This window comes from Streptomyces sp. CA-142005, assembly GCF_050942335.1.
GTDB lineage: Bacteria > Actinomycetota > Actinomycetes > Streptomycetales > Streptomycetaceae > Streptomyces.
In genome coordinates, this window is the sequence record NZ_CP192078.1 from 8,362,810 (window position 1) to 8,382,531 (window position 19,722).

The following is a 19,722-nucleotide window of genomic DNA, read 5'->3' on the forward strand; positions in this document are numbered from 1 at the left end:
ACGTGACGGGGGAAGGGCGCGGGGGGTTACAGAACGCGCAGGGTCCAGCTCCAGCGGTGGACGCCCGCCTTGATGCGGTACTCGGGGAAGGTGTCCGGGCCGCACGACGCCGTGCCCAGCCCGCGGTGCGCCGCGTCGATGTGCACCACGCACCCGGTACGCGGCACCAGTTCGTCATGGTGCGTCGCGGCGGTCAGATCCTCGGCGCGATGCCGGGTGACCGAGACCTGCCGCGGCTGGTCCAGCTCGACCGCCAGACCGGTCGCGTCCGGCGCGGACAGCGTGAACCGCCGTACGCCGTGCCGCCCGCCGCTCTCCTGGGGGCGCAGGTAGGGGGTGAACAACTCGTCGACGGGGAGGCGGTGATGGCCGACGGGCGCGCCCGCGCCGCGGTCGGGATACGACTCCCACGGCCCCTGCCCGAACCACTCCAGCAGGTCCAGGCCCCCCACCGTCTCGAAGACCGAGCCGACCCGTGCCACGTCGTGGAACTCGTCCGGCAGCCCGGCCTCCTCGTCGATGCGGATGCCGCCCTCGACCGGAGTGAACACCTGCCGGTGCCGTACGACGCCGACCGTGCCGGCGTACTCGGCGTCCACGGTCGTGCGGTTGCCGTCCCGGCGTACCGACACGACCTTGCGGACGAGCGTGTCGAGCCCCCAGTCGCGCCAGCGCGGGGCGATGCCGCCGAGTTCGTCGTTGTCGGTGGGCGCCCGCCACAGCGAGAGCGTCGGGGCGGCCGTCAGCAGCGGATGGACCAGCAGGCCCTCGGCGTCCACCTCGACGGGCCGGTCCACGAGGACCTGCTCGCGTACGGCTGGCCCGCGCAGCCGCACCTGCGGCACGCACACCTCGGTGCCGCGCGGCGCCCAGGGCTGGTCCTCGGCCACGGTCACCCGCAGCGTCAGCCAGGCCTCACCGCCGTCCCGCGGCACCTCGAAGGGCAGCGGCACCGCGGCCGTCTGGCCGGGACACAGGTCGGGCAGGTCCGCCGGCGCGGTCAGCCTCCTGCCGTCGGCCAGAACCAGCTCCCACTCGCCGGCCAGCCAGCCCAGGCCGCGGAAGTGCTGGTGGTTGCCGAGGACGATGCCCTCGTGCCGGAAGCACTCGATGCGGACCGGCGCCGCGATCTCCCGGTGCTCGAACATCGCCGGCTTCGGGGTGCGGTCGGGGAAGACGACCCCGTCGGCGACGAAGGCGCCGTCATGGATCGTCTCGCCGAAGTCGCCGCCGTAGGCCCAGCGGTGGCCGGGTGCGGTGACACCGTTGTCGTACAGCCCGGCGCCCGCGCGCCCGGCGGGTCTGCCGTCGCTCACGCGTTGCAGAATTCCGTGGTCCCAGAACTCCCAGATGAACCCGCCCTGAAGACCCGGCGTGGACTCGATGGCCGCCCAATGGGCCGCCAGCGTGCCGTTGCTGTTGCCCATCGCGTGGCTGTACTCGCACTGGATGAGGGGCCTGGTCTGCCGGCCCGACAGGGCGTGGGCGACGCAGTCCTCGATCGGCGCGTACATGGGGCAGGCGATGTCGGAGGCGTCGTCGGTCGCCGACCAGTCGAGTTTGGCGGCCCCCTCGTACTGGATGGGCCGGGTGGGGTCGTGCCGGCGCAGCCAGCCCGCGGCGGCGTCGTGGTTCGCGCCGTAGTCGGACTCGTTGCCCAGCGACCAGATGATGACCGAGGGGTGGTTCTTGTCGCGCAGCACCATCCGCGAGACCCGGTCCACGAAGGCGTTCAGATAGCGCGGGTCGTCGGCGATCTCGTGGGCGTGGTCGTGGGACTCGATGTCCGCCTCGTCGACGACGTAGAAGCCGAGCTCGTCGGCGAGGTCGTACAGGGCCGGGTCGCCCGGGTAGTGGGAGGTGCGGATCGCGTTGAAGCCGAAGCGCTTGAGCAGGACCAGGTCCGCGCGCATGTCGTCGCGGGAGACCGTGCGGCCGGTCAGCGGGTGGAAGTCGTGCCGGTTGACGCCCCGGATGTAGACGCGCTCGCCGTTGACCAGGAGGTCGCGGCCGGCGATCTCGACGTCGCGGAAGCCGATGCGGTGGTGCGAGGCGTCGGCGACGGTTCCGTCGGGGCGGTGCAGGCGGACGGTGAGGTCGTACAGCTCCGGCGTCTCGGCGTTCCAGGTGCGCACCTCGGGCACGGTGGTCCGGACGCGGGCCTCGCCGAGGAAGTCGGAGACCCGCTCGTCCTCGGCGTTGAGGCGGTCGAACCCGGCGTCCTGTGCGAGGAGCTCTCCTTCCAGGTCGGCGCTGACGTACCACCCGCCGGGCAGCGTGCCGCGCGTGTCGCGCACCTGGCAGTCGACGCACAGCTCGCCGTCGTACCCCGCCCGCACGGTCACGTCGGCCAGATGCAGCGGATCCGTCGCGTACAGCAGCACCGAGCGGGTGATCCCGCCGTGCCACCAGTGGTCCTGGTCCTCGATGTGGGAGGCGTCGGACCACTTCACCACGGTCAGCCGCAGTACCGACCGCCCACCGGCGCGTACGACGTCGGTGAGGTCGAACTCGGCGGCCAGGTGGGAGTCCTTGGAGATGCCGACGGGCCGCCCGTCGACGTGCACCAGGAGCACGCTCTCGGCGGCGCCGACCTGGAGCACGATCCGGCGTCCGGCCCAGTCGGCGGGGACGTCCATCTCGCGCTCGTACACACCCGTCGGGTTGGCGGCGGGGGAGCCGGGCGGGATGTCGGGGAACGGCATGCGGACATTGGTGTACTGCGGCAGGTCGTCGGTGTCCTGCAGGGTCCAGGCGCCGGGGACGTACGCCGAGGACCAGGTCCCGCCGACCGGTGCGTCCGGAGCGGGCAGCAGCTGGAAGCGCCAGTCGCCGTCCAGCGAGAGGGCCCCGGAGCGCCGGTCGACGGCGTTCGTGGGCAGGCGCCCCCAGGAGGTCAGTTCGGGGGCCCGCCAGGGGCGCAGGGCGAGGAGTGCGTCGGTCATGACCATTCCGAAGTCGGTGGTGACGAAAGTGGCGTGGAGCCGGCCAGGACGCGGCCTTGCAGGCCCCAGGCGGGGTCGACGGGGATGCCGAGCCGGTCCAGGACGGTGGGGGCGATGTCGATGAGGCGGGGCGTGGGGAGCCGGGTGCCGCCGGGCGCGCCGGGCTCGGCGAGGACCACGAAGACCCCTCGCTCGGCAGGCGTGTCGCCTCCGTGGCCACCGGTGTCGAGGTGTCCGTGGTCCGTGGTGACCAGCACGGTCCAGTGCTCGTCCGCATGGGCGGGGTCGGAGCGCCGGGTGTCGATGGCCTCCAGCAACCGCCCGAGGTGGGTGTCCTGGGTGAGCAGGGCGTGGTCGTAGGCGGGACTGAGGGGTCCCGTGGCGTGGCCGGCCTCGTCGGTGGCGCCGAAGTACACGAACACGAGGTCCGGGTCGTCCTCGGTGAGCCAGCGTGCGGCGGTGCGGGCGACAAGGCGGTCGGCGGTGTCGTAGCCGTCGGACTCGCCGTCGTAGTGCGCACGCCGGCCGATGGCGGGGCCGAGGGTGCCGCGGCGCACCAGTTCCGGCCAGGACACCGCGGCCGCGGCGCGCAGACCGGGCCGTGCGGTGGCGGCGCGGCTGAGGAAGTCGGGATAGCGGGCGTAGTCGGCGCCGGCGAAGTCGTTGCCCCTGACCCCGTGGCGGTCGGGCCACACCCCGGTCAGCACGCTCGACCAGCCGGGTCCGGAGTCGGTGTAGGCCATGCTGGTCGACGGCCCGTCCTCGGCCTGGCCGTCCACCTCGCCGTAGGGCAGCAGGCTGGTGCCGAAGGCGCCCGCTGCCATCAGGCCGTGCAGCACGGGTGCCGTGGACGGCGAGCGTAGCGAGATGGGGGTCCCCCCGGCCGGAGGCTGGGGGAGTGGCGAGATGGGGGTCCCTCCGGCCGGAGGCCGGGGGAGGGGCAGCCGGTCGAAGCGCAACCCGTCCATGCCCACCACGAGCACCTTGCCGCGCCCCGGCCGCCCCCCGCCGACGTCGTACGTCACCGGTCACCTCTCTCGCGACACCGGTTCAGCTGCCCTGCACCGCTCCTTCGGTGGCGCCCGCGATGAACCCGCGGGCGAAGATGCTGAAGACCACGACCAGCGGAAGGGCCGCCATCAGCACCCCCGCCATGACCATGCTGTAGTCGGTGGTGTGGCCGACGTTCAGCTGGGCCAGCTCCACCTGCAGGGTCACGTGGTCGGGGTTGGTGAGCACGACCAGCGGCCAGATGTAGTCGTTCCAGCAGTTGACGAAGGCGTAGATGGCGAGGAAGGACAGAGCGGGCCTGATCATCGGCAGCGCGATGTTCCAGTACTGCCGGAAGAACCCGGCGCCGTCGATGCGCGCGGCGTCGAGCAGTTCGTCGGGAACGCCGTTCTGGATGTACTGGTGCAGCCAGAAGATGCCGAAGGCGTTGGCGAGCGAGGGCAGGGCCAGCGCCTTGAGCATGCCGACCCAGCCGATCTTCGACATGAGGATGAACTGCGGCAGGATCGCCAGCTGCAGCGGCAGCATCATGAACAGCAGCAGGGTGCCGAAGAGCAGCTTGCGGCCGGGGAAGTCGAACTTGGCGAAGGTGAAGGCAGCCAGGGAGTCGATGAACAGCACCAGGGCGGTGGTGACACACGCGACGACGACCGTGTTGAGCATCGACCCGAAGAAGTCGATGGTGTGGAGCACGTGCCGGATGTTCTCCAGCAGGTGGGAGCCGAACGTCAGCTTCGGCGGGCTCTTGTAGATGTCCTGGGTGGTGTTGGTCGCCATGACGATCGTCCACACGAAGGGGAAGACCGAGATCAGGACGGCCAGTATGAGGATGATGTGCGCGGTCAGGCCCTTGGGGCGGCGCAGCCGCCGCGCGCCCGTGGCCGGACGCGTCGTGTCCGCTGTCGTCATGACTTCCTCCTTCCTCGCGTGAGGCGCCAGTTGATGGCGACCAGCACGAGGATCAGCACGAAGAAGGCCCACACGATGGCCGCGCCGTAGCCGTAGTCGTTGTTCAGGAAGGCCGACTGGTAGAAGTACAGCAACGTGGTCAGACCGGCCTGGCCCGGGCCGCCGAGGTTCGCGTTGGCGGCGTTGCTCGCGAACAGGACCTGGGGTTCGCTGAAGCTCTGCAAGCCGTTGATGGTCGAGATGACGACCGTGAACAGGATGATCGGCCGCATGATCGGGATGGTGATCTGGAAGAACGTGCGGACGGGGCCGGCGCCGTCCATCTTCGCCGCCTCGTAGATCGAGGTCGGGATCGCCTGCAGACCGGCCAGGTAGATGATCATGTTGTAGCCGGTCCACATCCAGGTCATCAGCAGCGCGATGACCAGCTTGATCAGCCACGGGTTGCTGAGCCACGGGACGGGCGAGATGCCGACCGTGCCCAGGATCGCGTTGACCAGACCGAAGTTGTTGCTGAACACCGCGCCGAAGAAGATCGCCACCGCGACGATCGACGTGACGTTGGGCACGTAGAGGGCGATGCGGTAGAAGCCCTTGAAGCGGCGCACCGAGTGCAGCAGGGTCGCCAGCACCAGGGCGCCGAAGAGCGTGGGAACGGTGGACAGGACCCAGATCACCAGGGTGTTGCGGATCGACAGCCAGAACACCGGGTCCGACCACAGGAACCGGAACTGCTGCAGACCCACGAACTGCATGGTGCCCATGCCGTCCCAGCGCTGGAAGGCCAGATACAGCGAGTAGAAGACGGGGAAGAACGAGAAGCCGATGAAGACCAGGTAGAAGGGCGAGATCGCGAGGTACTGCCGCCAGTACGACAGCGGCCCGCGCCGCCCGGGCCGGGCGGCGCCCGCGGGCGTGGCGCGCCGCGGGCGGAACCGGGCGGGGCCCGGCCCGCCACGGTGCCCGGGCACCGTGGCGGGGTCGGTGACCGGAGGTGAGGACACCTCAGTTCACCCCCTGTCGCCGGGCGATCTGCCTGGCCTGGCTGACCGCGTCCTTCCAGGCGTCGTCGGGCTTCTTGCCCTTGGCCTCGATGTTGGTCAGCTCCGTCATGTAAGGGGCCATGACGGCGGCGTCGGCGGGTGCCTCGTAGCTGTCCGGGATGGCCTTGGCGGCCGGGCCGAAGACCTCGATGATCTTCTGCCCGCCGAAGAAGGCGTCGGGGCCCGTCATGGCCGGCATGGAGTACGCGGCCGGGGCGGCGGGGAAGATGGCGGCGTCGGTGAAGCCGCGGGCGTCGTTGGCGGGGCTAAGGATCCAGCTGATGATCTTGAACGCCTCTTCGGGGTTGCGGCACTGCCTGGGCAGGGCCAGGTAGGAGCCGCCCTGGTTGGCCGGTCCGCCGGGATTGGCGCAGACCCGCCACTTGCCCTTGGTCTGCGGGGCGGCCTGTTCGATGTCCAGCGCGTGCCAGGCCGCGCCGAGTTCGGTGCCCAGGTTCTTGCCGACGGCGGCGTTCCAGGTGTTGTCGTTGATCTTGGCGTCGATGCCGAGCGTGTAGGGACGGACCGCCGTGGTCCACGCCGTGCGGATGTGGTCCTGGTCCCCGATGAAGTGGTTGTTCTTGTCGATGAACCGCTGGGTTCCCTGGCCGACCGCGATGTTGAACACCGAGCTGATGTTGTTGACCAGGAAGGTGCCGGGCACCTTGCCCTTCAGTTCGGTGCCGAGCGCGAAGTAGCCGTCCCAGGTCTTGACCCGGTCGGCGACCTTGGCGGGATCGGTGGGCAGCCCGGCCTTGGCGAACAGGTCCTCGCGGTAGAAGAGCGCGGTGGGACCGATGTCGATCGGGAAGCCGATCTGCTTGCCGTCGGCGGTCTGGGCGAGCTTGGTCTTCCAGTCCAGGTACTGGTGCGAGATCGTCTTGAAGCCGAGGTCGTTGAGGTCGAGGAAGCGGCCGGCGTTGGGCAGGAAGGACGCCATGTCCTCGCCCTTGATGCCGGTGATGTCGGGCACGGAGGTGCCCGCCGCGAGGGTGGTGGTGAGCTTCTGCTTGAAGTCGCCGCCGATGGACGAGACGGTCAGCTTCACCTGGCCGCCGAAGTGCGTCTTGGCCTCCGCGACCACCTTGTCGCTGAGCGCGCCGCCCCAGTACCACAAGGTGAGGTCCTTGCCGTTCTTGGTGCCGCTCGATCCTGAGCCGCCGCCGCATGCGACGGTCAGGCCGGAGGCGGCCGCGGTGAGCGCGGCGGCCTGGAGGAAGCCTCTACGAGAAAGGTCCACGGGTTACTCCTGTTGTTCCTGTTCGCGGTGCTGAGGGGCGTGATGGGAGTCAGTGCTGCCGTGCGGAAGCCCGTGGGCCGACGGGCGGGTGAGGGTTCGGCGGAGTCACGGGGGCGTGGCGGACCGGCGGGCCGACGTCCGCCGGGAGCCGGTCCGCGAGGAAGCCGTACGCGCGCTTCAGGTCGGGGTCGGTCAGGGAGCGCCACCAGCGGTCGACGCCGTACCAGCCGGGGGCGGCGAGTGCGCCGCCGTGGTGGCGGACGGACAGCCCGGCGGCGAGGACCGCGAAGCGCAGCCGCTCGGCCAGCGGCCAGCCGCCGAGCGAGGCCGCGAGGAAGCTCGCGCCGAACACGTCCCCGGCGCCCGTGGCGTCCAGCACGTCGACGTCGAGGGCGGGGACCTCCGCGTACTCGCCGGTCGTCTGGTCGGCGGCCATCGCCCCGTCGCCGCCCCGGGTGACCACGGCCACCGGGACCAGCTCGCTGAGCGCGCCGAGTGCCGCCCGCGCGCTGTCGGTGCGGGTGTAGGCCATCGCCTCGGTCTCGTTGGGGAGGAAGGCGTGGCACAGGGAGAGCTGGTCGAGGAGGTCCGTGGACCACCGCTGGGTGGGGTCCCAGCCGACGTCGGCGTAGATGCGGGTGCCGTTCGCGGCGGCCTTGGCGAGCCACTCGCGGGGCTCTGCCTCGAGGTGCACGAGGGCGGTGCGCGCCTCGGGCGGGTCGCCCATGAGCGCGTCCTGCGAGTACGGCGGCTCCTGGCCGTGGGTGACCAGGGCCCGGTCGGTGACGGGGGTCCCGCCGCGCGAGCCGGGCCGGGCGTGGGGGAGGGCGAGCGCGACGGTGACGGGGGTCGGCCAGCCGTCGGCGGTGCGGGAGAGCGAGAGGTCGATGCCCTCCTGGTCGCACAGGACGTCACGGCAGTACGCGCCGTAGAAGTCGTCCCCGAAGACCGTGGCCAGCGAGGTGCGCAGACCGAAGCGGGCCGCGGCCACCGCGAGGTTCGCGATGCCGCCCGGGCCGCAGCCCATGCCGGCCGTCCAGATCTCCTGGCCGGGCGTCGGCGGCTTCCCGAGTCCCGTGAGGACGAGGTCGTAGAACAGCAGCCCGGTCAGGAGCACGTCGGGCCTGTCGTCGTCCACGCGCACCGCCTCTCGTCAAAACTCGTCATTTTTTATGACCGGAATCGTGCGCCGCCTCGCGGGATTGGTCAATACCCGAGCAGAAGTGAGCATGGAAATGATTGAAGATGACGAGTAGTGTGCGCGGTGTGCTGGCAGAACGACGACACCAACTCATCCTGCGCGCCCTGCGCTCCGGCGGTCCCGCGTCCGTGACCGACCTCTCCGAACAACTGGGTGTGAGCCCCGCCACGATCAGGCGTGACCTGGTCAAGCTGGAGGAGGACGGTCTGCTCACGCGTGTGCACGGCGGGGCGGTCGTCGAGGAGGGCGACCAGCCCTTCGCCGAGGTCGCCGAGGTGCGCGTGGCCGAGAAGGACGCGATAGCCGCGCGGGCGGCGGCGATGATCGGCGACGGCCAGTCCGTGCTGCTCGACATCGGGACCACCGCCTACCGGCTGGCCCGTCAGCTGCACGGCCGCCGCCTCACCGTGATCACCAGCAACCTGGTGGTCTACGAGGAACTCGCCGACGACGAGGGCATCGAGCTGGTCCTGCTCGGCGGCATGGTCCGCCGCGAGTACCGCTCCCTGGTCGGCTTCCTCACCGAGGACAACCTGCGTCAGCTGCACGCCGACTGGCTCTTCCTCGGCACCAGCGGCGTGCGCCCGGGCGGGCAGGTGATGGACACGACGGTCGTCGAGGTGCCGGTGAAACGGGCCATGATCAAGGCCGGCGACAAGGTCGTCCTGCTGGCCGACTCCGCCAAGTTCCCGGGTACGGGCATGGCGAGGGTCTGCGGTCCCGAGGACCTGGACGTGGTGGTGACGAACGCGCCGGTCGACCCGGTGACCCGCTCCTCGCTGGAGGAGGCGGGCGTCGAGGTGGTCCTGGCAGGAGAGGTGCAGACGTGAAGCTGACGATTCTGGGCGGCGGCGGGTTCCGGGTGCCGCTCGTGTATGGCGCGCTGCTGGGCGACCGCGGCGAGGGGCGGGTCACCGAGGTCGTGCTGCACGACCTGGACGCCGGCCGGCTCTCCGCGGTGACCCGTGTGCTCACCGAGCAGGCCGCCAGGGCCGAGGACGCTCCCCGGGTGACCGCCACGACCGACCTCGACGAGGCGCTGCGCGGCGCCGACTTCGTCTTCTCGGCGATCCGCGTCGGCGGCCTGGAGGGCAGGGCGAACGACGAGCGCGTGGCCCTGGCCGAGGGCGTGCTCGGCCAGGAGACGGTCGGCGCGGGCGGCATCGCCTACGGCCTGAGGACCGTCCCAGTCGCCGTCGGCATCGCGCAGCGCGTCGCCCGGCTCGCCCCGGACGCCTGGGTCATCAACTTCACCAACCCGGCCGGTCTCGTCACCGAGGCCATGTCCCGCCACCTCGGCGACCGCGTCATCGGCATCTGCGACTCGCCGGTCGGCCTCGGCCGCCGTATCGCCCGCGTGCTCGGCGCGAACCCGAAGGAGGCGTGGATCGACTACGTCGGCCTCAACCACCTCGGCTGGGTCCGCGGCCTGCGCGTCGCCGGCCGCGACGAACTCCCGCGCCTGCTCGCCGACCCCGGCCTGCTCGGCTCCTTCGAGGAGGGCAAGCTCTTCGGCGTCGACTGGCTCCAGTCGCTCGGCGCGATCCCGAACGAGTACTTGCACTACTACTACTTCAACCGCGAGGCCGTCCGCGCCTACCAGCAGGCCGAGAAGACCCGCGGCGCCTTCCTGCGCGACCAGCAGGCGCACTTCTACGAGGAGGCCGTCCGCTCCGGCGTGTCGGCCCTCGAGGCCTGGGACCGCACCCGCGCCGAGCGCGAGGCGACGTACATGGCGGAGAACCGGGAGACGGCCGGCGCCGGCGAGCGCGAGGCCGACGACCTCTCCGGCGGCTACGAGAAGGTCGCCCTGGCCCTGATGCGGGCCATCGCCCGCGACGAGCGCACCACCCTCATCCTGAACGTCCGCAACCAGCACACCCTGTCGGTCCTGGACGCGGACGCCGTGATCGAGGTGCCCTGCCTGGTCGATGCCAACGGCGCCCACCCGGTCGCCGTCGACCCGCTGCCCGGCCATGCCTCCGGCCTGGTCTGCGCCGTGAAGGCCGTCGAGCGCGAGGTCCTCGCCGCGGCCGAGTCCGGCTCCCGCACGACGGCCGTGAAGGCCTTCGCGCTGCACCCGCTGGTCGACTCCGTGAACGTGGCCCGTCGGCTGGTCGAGGGGTACACCGAGGTCCATCCTGGCCTCGCGTACCTCAAGTGAACGCCCGCCGGAAAGGGCTTGCCCACCGCTTGCTCCCCCGCACTGGAGACCTCTGATGCACGACGAACGCCGCCGGATCGAGGAGCGCGCCGAGCGCCTCCACCACCAGCGCATCAAGCCCGCGACCTATGCGGCCACCACCCCCCTCGCGGTCGAGGCCTGGCAGGCGCCGGGCGAGCCGGTGCCCTTCGAGGAGGCCGCCGCCGCGCCGTACGAGCCCTTCGCGACGGGCACTCCCTGGGGGCCGCCCTGGGGCACGACCTGGTTCCGGATGAGCGGACAGGTGCCCGCCGAGTGGGCCGGCAGGCGCGTCGAGGCGGTCATCGACCTCGGCTTCGTCGGGGACTGGCCCGGCAACCAGGCCGAGGCCCTGGTCCACCTCGCCGACGGGACCCCGCTGAAGGCGGTCAACCCGCTCAACCAGTACGTGGCGATCGCCAACCCGGCGGAAGGGGGCGAGGCTGTGCACTACCTGGTCGAGGCCGCCTCCAACCCGGACATCCTGGCAGGCGACTTCGCGGCCCCGACCCCGCTCGGCGACGTCCTGACCGCCGGCGCCGAGCCGCTGTACACCTTCAGGCGCGCCGACCTCGCCGTCCTCGACGAGGAGGTCTGGCACCTCGACCTCGACCTTCAGGTGCTGCGCGAGCTGATGGCGGAGCTCGGCGAGCACGAGCCGCGCCGGCACGAGATCCTGCACGCGCTGGACCGCGCCCTCGACCTGCTGGACCTGGACGACATCTCCGGTTCGGCTCCCGCCGTACGCGAAGCCCTGAAGCCGGTGCTGGCCAAGCCCGCCCACGCCAGCGCCCACATCATCTCCGGCGTCGGCCACGCGCACATCGACTCGGCGTGGCTGTGGCCCATCCGCGAGACCAAGCGCAAGACGTCCCGGACGTTCTCGAACGTCACGTCCCTGGCCGACGAGTACGAGGAGTTCGTCTTCGCCTGCTCGCAGGCCCAGCAGTACGAGTGGGTGCGCGACAACTACCCGCAGGTGTGGGCGCGGATCAAGAAGTCCGTCGAGAAGGGCCAGTGGGCGCCCGTCGGCGGCATGTGGGTGGAGGCCGACGGCAACCTGCCCGGCGGCGAGGCGGTCGCCCGCCAGCTGATCCACGGCAAGCGGTTCTTCATCGAGCACTTCGGCGTCGAGACCAAGGGCGTCTGGCTGCCCGACTCCTTCGGCTACAGCGCCGCCTACCCGCAGTTGGCCAAGCTCGCGGGCAACGAGTGGTTCCTCACGCAGAAGATCTCCTGGAACCAGACCAACAAGTTCCCCCACCACACCTTCTGGTGGGAGGGCATCGACGGCACGCGCATCTTCACGCACTTCCCGCCGGTCGACACCTACAACGCCTGTTTCAGCGGCGAGGAGATGTCCCGCGCGGTGCGCAACTACGCCGAGAAGGGCGGCGCCACCCGGTCCCTGGCCCCGTTCGGCTGGGGCGACGGCGGCGGCGGCCCCACCCGCGAGATCATGGAGCGGGCAAGGCGTCTGCGGGACCTGGAGGGTTCGCCCAAGGTCGTCGTCGAGCACCCGGACGCCTTCTTCGCCAAGGCCCGCGAGGAGTACCCGGACGCCCCCGTATGGGTCGGCGAGCTGTATCTGGAGCTGCACCGGGCCACGTACACCTCCCAGGCCCGCACCAAGCAGGGCAACCGCCGCTCCGAACACCGCCTGCGCGAGGCCGAGTTGTGGGCGACGACGGCCGCGCTGCACGCGCCGGGCTACGCCTACCCGTACGACAGGCTCGACCGGCTGTGGAAGACGGTGCTGCTGCACCAGTTCCACGACATCCTGCCGGGCTCCTCGATCGCCTGGGTGCACCGCGAGGCGGAGGCCGAATACGCCCGGGTCGCGAAGGAGGTGGAGGAGCTGACAGCCGAAGCGGTGGCCGCGCTCGGCGGCGGCGGGACCCGCGTGTTCAACACCAGCCCGTTCGACCGCGCCGAGGTGATCCGCACGGCGGTGGGCGCACCGGCGTACGTGCGGGTGCCCGCGAGCGGCAGCGCGCCGCTGGCGAACGCCGCGCCCGCGCGGCCGGTGACGGTCGACGGACGGGTCCTCGACAACGGCCTGGTCCGCGTGGAGCTCGCCGCGGACGGCACCCTGTCCTCCGTGGTCGACCTGCGCGCCGGCCGCGAAGTCCTCGCCGGCCAGGGCAACCTGCTGCGCCTGCACACGGACCTCCCGAACTACTGGGACGCCTGGGACATCGACAAGCACTACAAGAACCGCTACACGGACCTGTTGGAGGTCTCGGAGATCGAGGTCGTCGACGAGACCCCGCTGCTCGGCTCGATCCGCGTCGCGCGGTCCTTCGGCAAGGGCTCGACGATCACCCAGACGATCACTCTCCGCGCCGGCAGCCCCCGCATCGACTTCGAGACCGACATCGACTGGCACGAGGCCGAGAAGATCCTGAAGGCCGGCTTCCCGGTGGACATCAGGGCCCCGCACTCCTCCGCGGAGATCGCGTACGGTCACATCCAGCGCCCGACGCACACCAACACCAGCTGGGAGGCGGCCCGTTTCGAGGTCTCCGGCCACCGCTGGGTGCACATCGCCGAGCCCGGCTACGGCGTCGCGGTCCTCAACGACTCCACCTACGGCCACGACGTCTCCCGCACGGTCCGCGAGGACGGCGGGACGACGACCACGGTCCGCCTCAGCCTGGTCCGCGCCCCGCGCATCCCGGATCCCGGGGCCGACCAGGGCCGCCACCGCTTCACCTACTCCCTGCTCCCCGGCGCGAGCATCGAGGACGCCGTCGCCGAGGGCTACGCCCTCAACCTGCCCCTGCGGGTGGCGGATTCGGCGGGCGAGCCCGAGCCGGTCGTCTCCGTGGACGGGGAGGGCGTGACCGTGGAGGCGGTGAAGCTCGCCGACGACGCCTCGGGCGACGTGGTGGTACGGCTGTACGAGTCGCGCGGCGGCCGGGCCCGGGGCGTTCTGCGGACCGGCTTCCCGCTCGCGGCCGCATCGGTCACCGACCTGCTGGAGCGGCCGCTGGAGGACGCCGAGGTGGCCGACGGCGGTGTTCCCGTCGAGCTGCGGCCCTTCCAGATCCTGACGCTCCGGCTGCGAAGGGGCTGACCTCGTGCCCATGCAACCCTGGTTCACCGACGCCAAGTTGGGCATCTTCGTCCACTGGGGCATCTACGCCGTCGACGGCGTCCAGGAGTCCTGGTCGTTCTACGACGACATCGTCCCGCACGACCGGTACATGTCCCAGCTGGAGCGCTTCACCGGCGCGCACTACGACCCGAAGGCGTGGGCGGACCTGTTCGCCCGCGCCGGGGCCCGGTACGCCGTCCTGACGAGCCGCCACCACGACGGGGTGGCCCTGTGGGACACCCGGTACGGCGACCTCAACCTCGGCAAGGACTACATCGGCCCCTACGCCCGGGCCCTGCGCGACAGGGGCCTGAAGGTCGGCCTCTACTACTCGCACTCCGACTGGAACCACCCCGACTACGCCTCGACGCGCAAACCGGGCCGTCCGCCGGAGCTGGAGGACAACCGCTACTCCGAGGTAGCGGCCGAGGACGAGGACCTGGAGGCCTGGGAGCGTTTCCTTGCCTACCGGGACGGCCAGATCCGCGAGCTGGCCTCCCGCTACCGGCCCGACCTGATGTGGTTCGACGGCGAGTGGGACCGCAGCGAGGAGCAGTGGCGCATCAGGGAACTCGCCGCGCTCATACGGTCGTACGTCCCCGACGTCGTCTTCAACGCGCGCATGCTCGGCGAGGGCGACTACGCCACCCCCGAGCAGGGCGCTCCCATCGTGCCGCCGGACGGCCCCTGGGAGCTGTGCCTCACGATCAACGACTCGTGGGGCTACCAGCACCACGACCACAACCACAAGTCGGTGTCGCAGCTCGTCCGCACCTTCACCGAGACCATCGGCGGGGGCGGCAACCTGCTCCTCGACGTCGGCCCCATGGAGGACGGCACCATCCCGCAGCCGCAGGTCGAGCGCCTCGAAGCGCTGGGGGAGTGGATCCGCAGGCACGCGGAGGCGGTGTACGGCACGGTCCGCGGCCTGCCGGCCGGGCACCACTACGGTCCCAGCACCCTCTCCGCCGACCGCCGTACGCTCTATCTCACCCTGTTCGACGTCCCGCGCGCCGAGATCGGCGTCCGGGGCCTGGCGACGGCGGTCCGCAGGATCACCGTGCTCGGCACCGGAACCGAGCTCGGCCACCGGGTGATCGGCGGGCTGCACGAGGCGGTCGGCGTGCTGTGGATCGACCCGCCGGCCGCGGCGGACCTCGACCCGTACGCCACCGTGCTGGCCGTGGAACTCGACGGGGAACTGGAGCTGTACCGCGGTTCGGGCCGGTTCTGATTCCCGGTGCGCGCGTGGGGGTGCCCGGCCTGGGCACCCCCACGCGCTCGACCGTACGGATCAGCCGGTGAAGCCGGCCGTGATCGAGGTGAACTGCCAGTTGTTCTGGCTGATGCCGGAGCAGTTGCTCACCACGCCGCCGCCCGGGCACGGCCGGTCACGGTTGACCGACCAGAAGGCGAGCCGCGCGATGTGGTGCGAGTTCGCCCAGTCGCGGATCTGGGTCCAGATCGCCGCGGTGGTCGTCTCCTGCTGGTCGGACAGGCCGTTCATGCCGGAGATGCCGATGTGGGAGTACGCGGTGGCGTCGTCCCAGCCGAACGTCGACTTGAGCTTGGCCTTCAGCCCCTCCGCGGCGTTCACGGTGTTGCCGTACATGTCCGAGCCACCGCCGAAGTCGAACGGCATGATGGTGAACACGTCGATGTTCGCGCCGAGCGACTGCGCCTGCTCGATCAGCCGGTTGCCGTAGTACGTCGGCCCGGTGGTCGAGGTGCCGAAGGTGACGATGGTCTTCAGCCCCGGGTTGTTGGCCTTGACCGTCTTCAGCGCGGTGAGGATCTTCGCCTGCACGGCCTCGTTCTCGAACTCGTCCGTGTTCTCGATGTCCATGTCGACGGCCTTCAGGCCGTAGGCGTCGATCACCTTCTGGATGGCGCCGGCGAGCGCGGCGGCCGAGGAGCAGTTGGCGCCGAGCTTGCTGCCCTGCCAGCCGCCGAAGGACGGCACGATGTCACCGCCGGCCGACCGGACGGCGTTGATCGCGCTCTGGTCGGCGCCGCCGGTGAGCGGCCGGCTGCCGTCCCAGGCCGGGGTGCAGCCGCCGGAGTCCAGCACGAACGCCATCGTGAACCACTTGATCCCGGTCGCACTCATCACCGTCGTCGGGCTCGGCGGGTCGCCCCAGCCCTCGTACAGATACGGTGCGGCCTGCTTGAACCCGGTGCCGCCGCCGCTGCCCGCGTTCGTGGTCACGGAGACGGCGTTGGAGGCGGCCGAGACGTTCCCGGCCGCGTCGTGCGCCTTCACCGTGAAGGTGTACGACGTGCTGGGCGACAGCCCGCTGACCGTGGCCGAGGTGCCGGAGACGGTCAGCACCTGGTTCGAGCCGCTGTAGATGTCGTAACCGGTGACGCCCACGTTGTCCGTGGCCGCGTTCCACGACAGAGAAACGCTCGACGACGTCTTGCCGGTCGAGGTCAGGCCCGTAGGAGCGGTCGGCGCCTGGGTGTCGCCGCCGCGCCCGCCGCCGGGGCCGTCCAGACTGACGTCGTCGGCCCAGTACGTGCCCTGGGCGTACCAGCCGTGGACGTAGAGGGTGGCGCTGGTCTGCGAGGCACCGGTGGTGAAGGAGACGCTCAACTGGCTGTACGCCGTCGGCGACGTGGTCCAGGTCGATGCGCCGCCGTTCACGCCCAGGTACACATAACTGCCGCGTACCCAGCCGCTGAGGGTGTACGTCGTGTTCGGCTGCACGGCGACCGTCTGGCTGCACTGCGCGTTGTCGCTGTCCGTCACCGCCCCCTGCAGCGCCTTCGAGCCGCTGTGCACGGGGGAGGAGACGACCGAGCCGAGATTGCCGGTGCAGGTCCAGGGGGAGAGGCCGCCGGACTCGAAGCCGGGGTTGGTGAGGATGTTGGCCGCCTGAGCGGTACCCGGAAGGGCGATGGCGCCGCCGACCGCGAGAGCGACGGAACCGAGGAGAGCGAGAAGCCGACGTCTGTGACGTCCGAGTGGATTGCGCACACGACCTCCCTGTGGGGATGGGGTGTTCGGGAGTGCACGGCTGTGCAGAGGTGCGCTGAAGAATTTGGTATGGACCAATCCTGCTGTCAAGGACGCACGCAGAATTGGTCCATACCGGCGGACTAGAGCGGCAGGATCTCCACCGCCGAAGCCCTCTGTACGGGCAACGCCGGAAGCGCGATCTCCGCCTCCCGCTGACGGGGAAGCACCGCAGGCAGAAGCGACCGCGGCCCCGAGACCACCGTGTAGTCCTGCCCCAGGAAGGGCGGCTCGATCACCCCGGGGTCCTCACCCAGCGCCAACTGCACGGCGGCCCAGGGCGCGTTCACCCCACACAGTGACAGCTGGTGCAGGCCACCCGCGGGCCGCGTGTTGACGTCCATCAGCACCGGGCGGTCGCCGAGCATGCGGAACTGGATGTTGGACAGGTGGTGCAGCCCGAAGCCCTCCGCGATCAGCCGGGCCGGCTCCAGCCAGCGCTCGTCCAGGGTGAAGCCCCTCCGGCGGCCGTTCTTGGTGCGGCCCACCGAGAGCCGCAGCCGGTTGTCGGGCCCGGTCAGGCAGTCCACCGACACCTCGGGCTGCTCCAGGCGCGGCATCACCAGCCAGTCCACCGGCTGCCCGGACCGCCGCAGCGCCTCGACGACGAGGTCGAGCTGGACGTACGGGCTCGGGAACCCCTCCAGGCCGGCCAGCGAGAACGGGGCGCGGGTGATCACCCGGAAACCGACCCCGCCGGCTCCGGCGGCCGGTTTGAAGCACGCTCTGTGCCCGGCGGCCTCCAACTCCTCGACGGCGGCGAGGAGTTCGTCGGCCGTACGCACCCGCCACCACGGCGGCACCGGCACGCCCACCGAGCGGACCGCCTCGTACGCGGTCGCCTTGTCCTCGAACACGGCCACCGCCTCGGGCGTCGGCGCCAGCAGCGCCGTACCCGCGGCGGCGAACTCCGCGCGGTGCCGCACGATCGCCGCCTGGTGCAGCCGGGGCACGAACACGTCGATGCCGCGCCGGGCGCACTGGTCGAGCGCGTACTCGACATAGGCGGCCGGGGACAGGCCCTCCGGCTCCAGGTCGGCGGTGTCGGCGGCGGCGAGGACGGGGGAGTCCGGGTCGCCGTGAGTGGCATGGATCTCCACCGCGCGATCGCTGGGATTTCTGCGCAGCTGATCCATGAAGAAGACGTTCTCCGCGTACGTGCGGTTGAGCCAGACGCGTACGCGAGAGAGCATGCAGGCCGCCTTTCACGGTGTGCGGGCAGGGCTCGGCGGCCCGTGCCCGGGCAGGAGGGAGGAAGGGACACCAAAAAACCCCTGAGAAAAGGGAGGTTGGGGTGATGGTGTCGGGGCGATCATACGGCTTTCAGGAGCCCGCGCGTGCAACGCGGATGTTACGGATTTCCGGGGCTTGTCCAGTAGGCTCGCCGGGGCCCGTGCGGTCGTCGCCGAGCGCGGCCGGGCCCGCGCGACACGGGGCCGGGTGCCCCTTGTCGGGGCGTGAGGGAATGTGTTCTCGTGGTCCCGGCGGACGATGATCGAAAGGGGTGCGGGGTGGAGTCTGCGGCCGGGGCCGGGCTGCTGCTGGCCATCAGCGACCTGCACATCACCTATCCGGAGAACCGCGCGCTGGTCGAGGACATGCGGCCCACGAGCGACGAGGACTGGCTGATCGTGGCCGGTGACATCGCCGAGACGGTGGCCGACATCCGCTGGACCCTTCAGAAGCTCGCGGGCCGTTTCCGCAAGGTCCTGTGGGCCCCCGGCAACCACGAGCTGTGGACGCACCCGAAGGATCCGGTCACCCTGCGCGGCGTCGCCCGCTACGAGCACCTGGTCGAACTCTGCCGCGAGCTGGGCGTCGTCACCCCCGAGGACCCCTACCCGGTGTGGCACGGCCCCGGCGGCCCGGTCGTCGTCGCCCCGCTGTTCCTGCTGTACGACTACTCCTTCCTGCCGGCCGGCTGCGCCACCAAGGCCGAGGGCCTGGCCTACGCGCACAGCACCGGCGTGGTCTGCAACGACGAGTACCTGCTGCACCCCGATCCGTACCCGACCCGTGACGCCTGGTGCCGGGCGCGGGTCGCCGAGACCGAGCGCAGGCTCGCCGAGCTGCCCGCGGACCTGCCGGTCGTACCGGTCAACCACTATCCGCTGCACCGGCATCCCACCGAGGTGCTGTGGTATCCCGAGTTCGCCATGTGGTGCGGCACCGAGCTGACCGCCGACTGGCACCGCCGGTTCCGCGTGGCGACCATGGTCTACGGCCATCTGCACATACCGCGCACCACCTGGCACGACGGAGTCCGCTTCGAGGAGGTCTCCGTAGGCTATCCCCGAGAATGGCGCAAGCGCCCGGAGCCGCCGGGAAGGCTGCGCCGCATCCTGCCCATGGAGGAGGAAGCCGGTGATCGAGGAGCTGCTCCCGGAGTCGGTCGTGGCCGTGGAGGCACACCGTGACGACCCGCTGTGGGACGCCCCGCTCTTCCCCGAGGAGGCAGCGCTCGTCGAGCGCGCGGTGACCAAGCGGCGGCGCGAGTTCGCCGCCGTACGCGGCTGCGCCCGGCGCGCCATGGAGAAGCTCGGCGTGCCCGCGCAGTCCGTCCTCAGCGGCGAGCGGGGCGCGCCGCGCTGGCCGGCCGGCCTGATCGGCAGCATGACCCACTGCGACGGCTACTGCGCCGCCGCGCTGGCCCCGGCCGACGATCTGGCCTCCCTCGGCATCGACGCCGAACCGCACGGACCGCTCCCGGACGGCGTCGGCGAATCCGTCTTCCTGCCCGCCGAGGCCGCGCGGCTCGCCCGGCTGCACGGGCTGCGGCCCGCCGTGCACTGGGACCGGATCCTGTTCAGCGCCAAGGAGTCCGTCTACAAGGCGTGGTTCCCCCTGACCCGCGCCTGGCTGGACTTCTCCGAGGCCGACATCACCCTCGACCCGAGCCCCGGCGACCAGCCGCACGGCACCCTGCGTGCCGAACTCCTCGTCCCCGGGCCCCGGGTCGGCGACCGCCGGCTCCAGGTCTTAGACGGCAGGTGGGTCGTACGCGACGGAGTGCTCGCCACCGCCGTGGTCGTCCCGCATCCCTGAACCCCCGGCGGCGGCTCGGACCGCCCG

General features: G+C 71.1%; 14 protein-coding genes. 6 read left to right on the forward strand and 8 right to left on the reverse strand.

The window, feature by feature from the left end; all coding sequences use genetic code 11:
• Window positions 1-26 precede the first annotated feature (26 nt).
• The 6 genes from ACQPXS_RS38610 to ACQPXS_RS38635 all read right to left on the reverse strand — a co-directional run bounded on the left by ACQPXS_RS38610 (window position 27) and on the right by ACQPXS_RS38635 (window position 8,286).
• Window positions 27-2,945, reverse strand: coding sequence for a glycoside hydrolase family 2 TIM barrel-domain containing protein (locus tag ACQPXS_RS38610; RefSeq protein ID WP_433454083.1), 2,919 nt, complete (start codon window positions 2,943-2,945; stop codon window positions 27-29).
• The gene (locus tag ACQPXS_RS38615; RefSeq protein ID WP_433456157.1) at window positions 2,942-3,913 is read right to left on the reverse strand and encodes an alkaline phosphatase family protein; all 972 of its coding nucleotides are present in this window, start codon (window positions 3,911-3,913) and stop codon (window positions 2,942-2,944) included. The genes ACQPXS_RS38610 and ACQPXS_RS38615 overlap by 4 nt, the downstream gene beginning before the upstream one ends.
• A gap of 82 nt (window positions 3,914-3,995) precedes the next feature.
• The gene (locus tag ACQPXS_RS38620) at window positions 3,996-4,865 is read right to left on the reverse strand and encodes a carbohydrate ABC transporter permease (protein ID WP_351806875.1); all 870 of its coding nucleotides are present in this window, start codon (window positions 4,863-4,865) and stop codon (window positions 3,996-3,998) included.
• Entirely contained in the window at window positions 4,862-5,836 is a 975-nt protein-coding gene (locus ACQPXS_RS38625) for a carbohydrate ABC transporter permease (RefSeq protein ID WP_433456158.1), read from the reverse strand. Before ACQPXS_RS38625 ends, ACQPXS_RS38620 begins: the two co-directional genes overlap by 4 nt.
• Window positions 5,837-5,870: 34 nt before the next feature.
• Window positions 5,871-7,148 carry an ABC transporter substrate-binding protein gene (locus ACQPXS_RS38630; protein ID WP_433454085.1) on the reverse strand — a complete coding sequence of 426 codons (1,278 nt, stop codon included), beginning with the start codon at window positions 7,146-7,148 and terminating at the stop codon, window positions 5,871-5,873.
• Between the two features lie 49 nt (window positions 7,149-7,197).
• The gene (locus ACQPXS_RS38635) at window positions 7,198-8,286 is read right to left on the reverse strand and encodes a carbohydrate kinase family protein (RefSeq protein ID WP_433454087.1); all 1,089 of its coding nucleotides are present in this window, start codon (window positions 8,284-8,286) and stop codon (window positions 7,198-7,200) included.
• A gap of 128 nt (window positions 8,287-8,414) precedes the next feature.
• On the opposite strand from ACQPXS_RS38635, the gene ACQPXS_RS38640 reads away from it, so the two are divergent.
• Genes ACQPXS_RS38640 through ACQPXS_RS38655 form a run of 4 tightly spaced genes read left to right on the forward strand, consistent with a single transcriptional unit; the run spans window position 8,415 to window position 14,865 of the window.
• Window positions 8,415-9,179, forward strand: a complete 765-nt coding sequence (locus tag ACQPXS_RS38640; RefSeq protein WP_351807052.1) for a DeoR/GlpR family DNA-binding transcription regulator — start codon at window positions 8,415-8,417, stop codon at window positions 9,177-9,179.
• A complete protein-coding gene (locus ACQPXS_RS38645) occupies window positions 9,176-10,513 on the forward strand; it encodes a 6-phospho-beta-glucosidase (protein ID WP_351806881.1) in 1,338 nt (445 codons plus the stop codon). The genes ACQPXS_RS38640 and ACQPXS_RS38645 overlap by 4 nt, the downstream gene beginning before the upstream one ends.
• Window positions 10,514-10,568: 55 nt before the next feature.
• Window positions 10,569-13,610, forward strand: a complete 3,042-nt coding sequence (locus ACQPXS_RS38650) for an alpha-mannosidase (RefSeq protein WP_433454089.1) — start codon at window positions 10,569-10,571, stop codon at window positions 13,608-13,610.
• 4 nt (window positions 13,611-13,614) lie between these two features.
• Window positions 13,615-14,865 carry an alpha-L-fucosidase gene (locus ACQPXS_RS38655; RefSeq protein WP_433454091.1) on the forward strand — a complete coding sequence of 417 codons (1,251 nt, stop codon included), beginning with the start codon at window positions 13,615-13,617 and terminating at the stop codon, window positions 14,863-14,865.
• Window positions 14,866-14,925: 60 nt separating this feature from the next.
• Here the strand turns inward: ACQPXS_RS38655 and ACQPXS_RS38660 are convergent, their stop codons facing one another.
• Together ACQPXS_RS38660 and ACQPXS_RS38665 are read right to left on the reverse strand one after the other, a co-directional pair.
• On the reverse strand, window positions 14,926-16,611 hold the full coding sequence (locus tag ACQPXS_RS38660; protein ID WP_433454093.1) for a carbohydrate binding domain-containing protein: 1,686 nt from the start codon (window positions 16,609-16,611) through the stop codon (window positions 14,926-14,928).
• Window positions 16,612-16,733: 122 nt separating this feature from the next.
• A complete protein-coding gene (locus tag ACQPXS_RS38665) occupies window positions 16,734-17,843 on the reverse strand; it encodes an ATP-grasp domain-containing protein (protein ID WP_351806889.1) in 1,110 nt (369 codons plus the stop codon).
• A 318-nt stretch (window positions 17,844-18,161) separates the two neighbouring features.
• Here ACQPXS_RS38665 and ACQPXS_RS38670 point away from each other — a divergent pair, with 318 nt between their 5' ends.
• On the forward strand, window positions 18,162-19,067 hold the full coding sequence (locus ACQPXS_RS38670; RefSeq protein ID WP_433454096.1) for a metallophosphoesterase family protein: 906 nt from the start codon (window positions 18,162-18,164) through the stop codon (window positions 19,065-19,067).
• Window positions 19,015-19,695, forward strand: coding sequence for a 4'-phosphopantetheinyl transferase family protein (locus ACQPXS_RS38675; RefSeq protein ID WP_433454098.1), 681 nt, complete (start codon window positions 19,015-19,017; stop codon window positions 19,693-19,695). The genes ACQPXS_RS38670 and ACQPXS_RS38675 overlap by 53 nt, the downstream gene beginning before the upstream one ends.
• The last annotated feature ends 27 nt before the right edge of the window (window positions 19,696-19,722 follow it).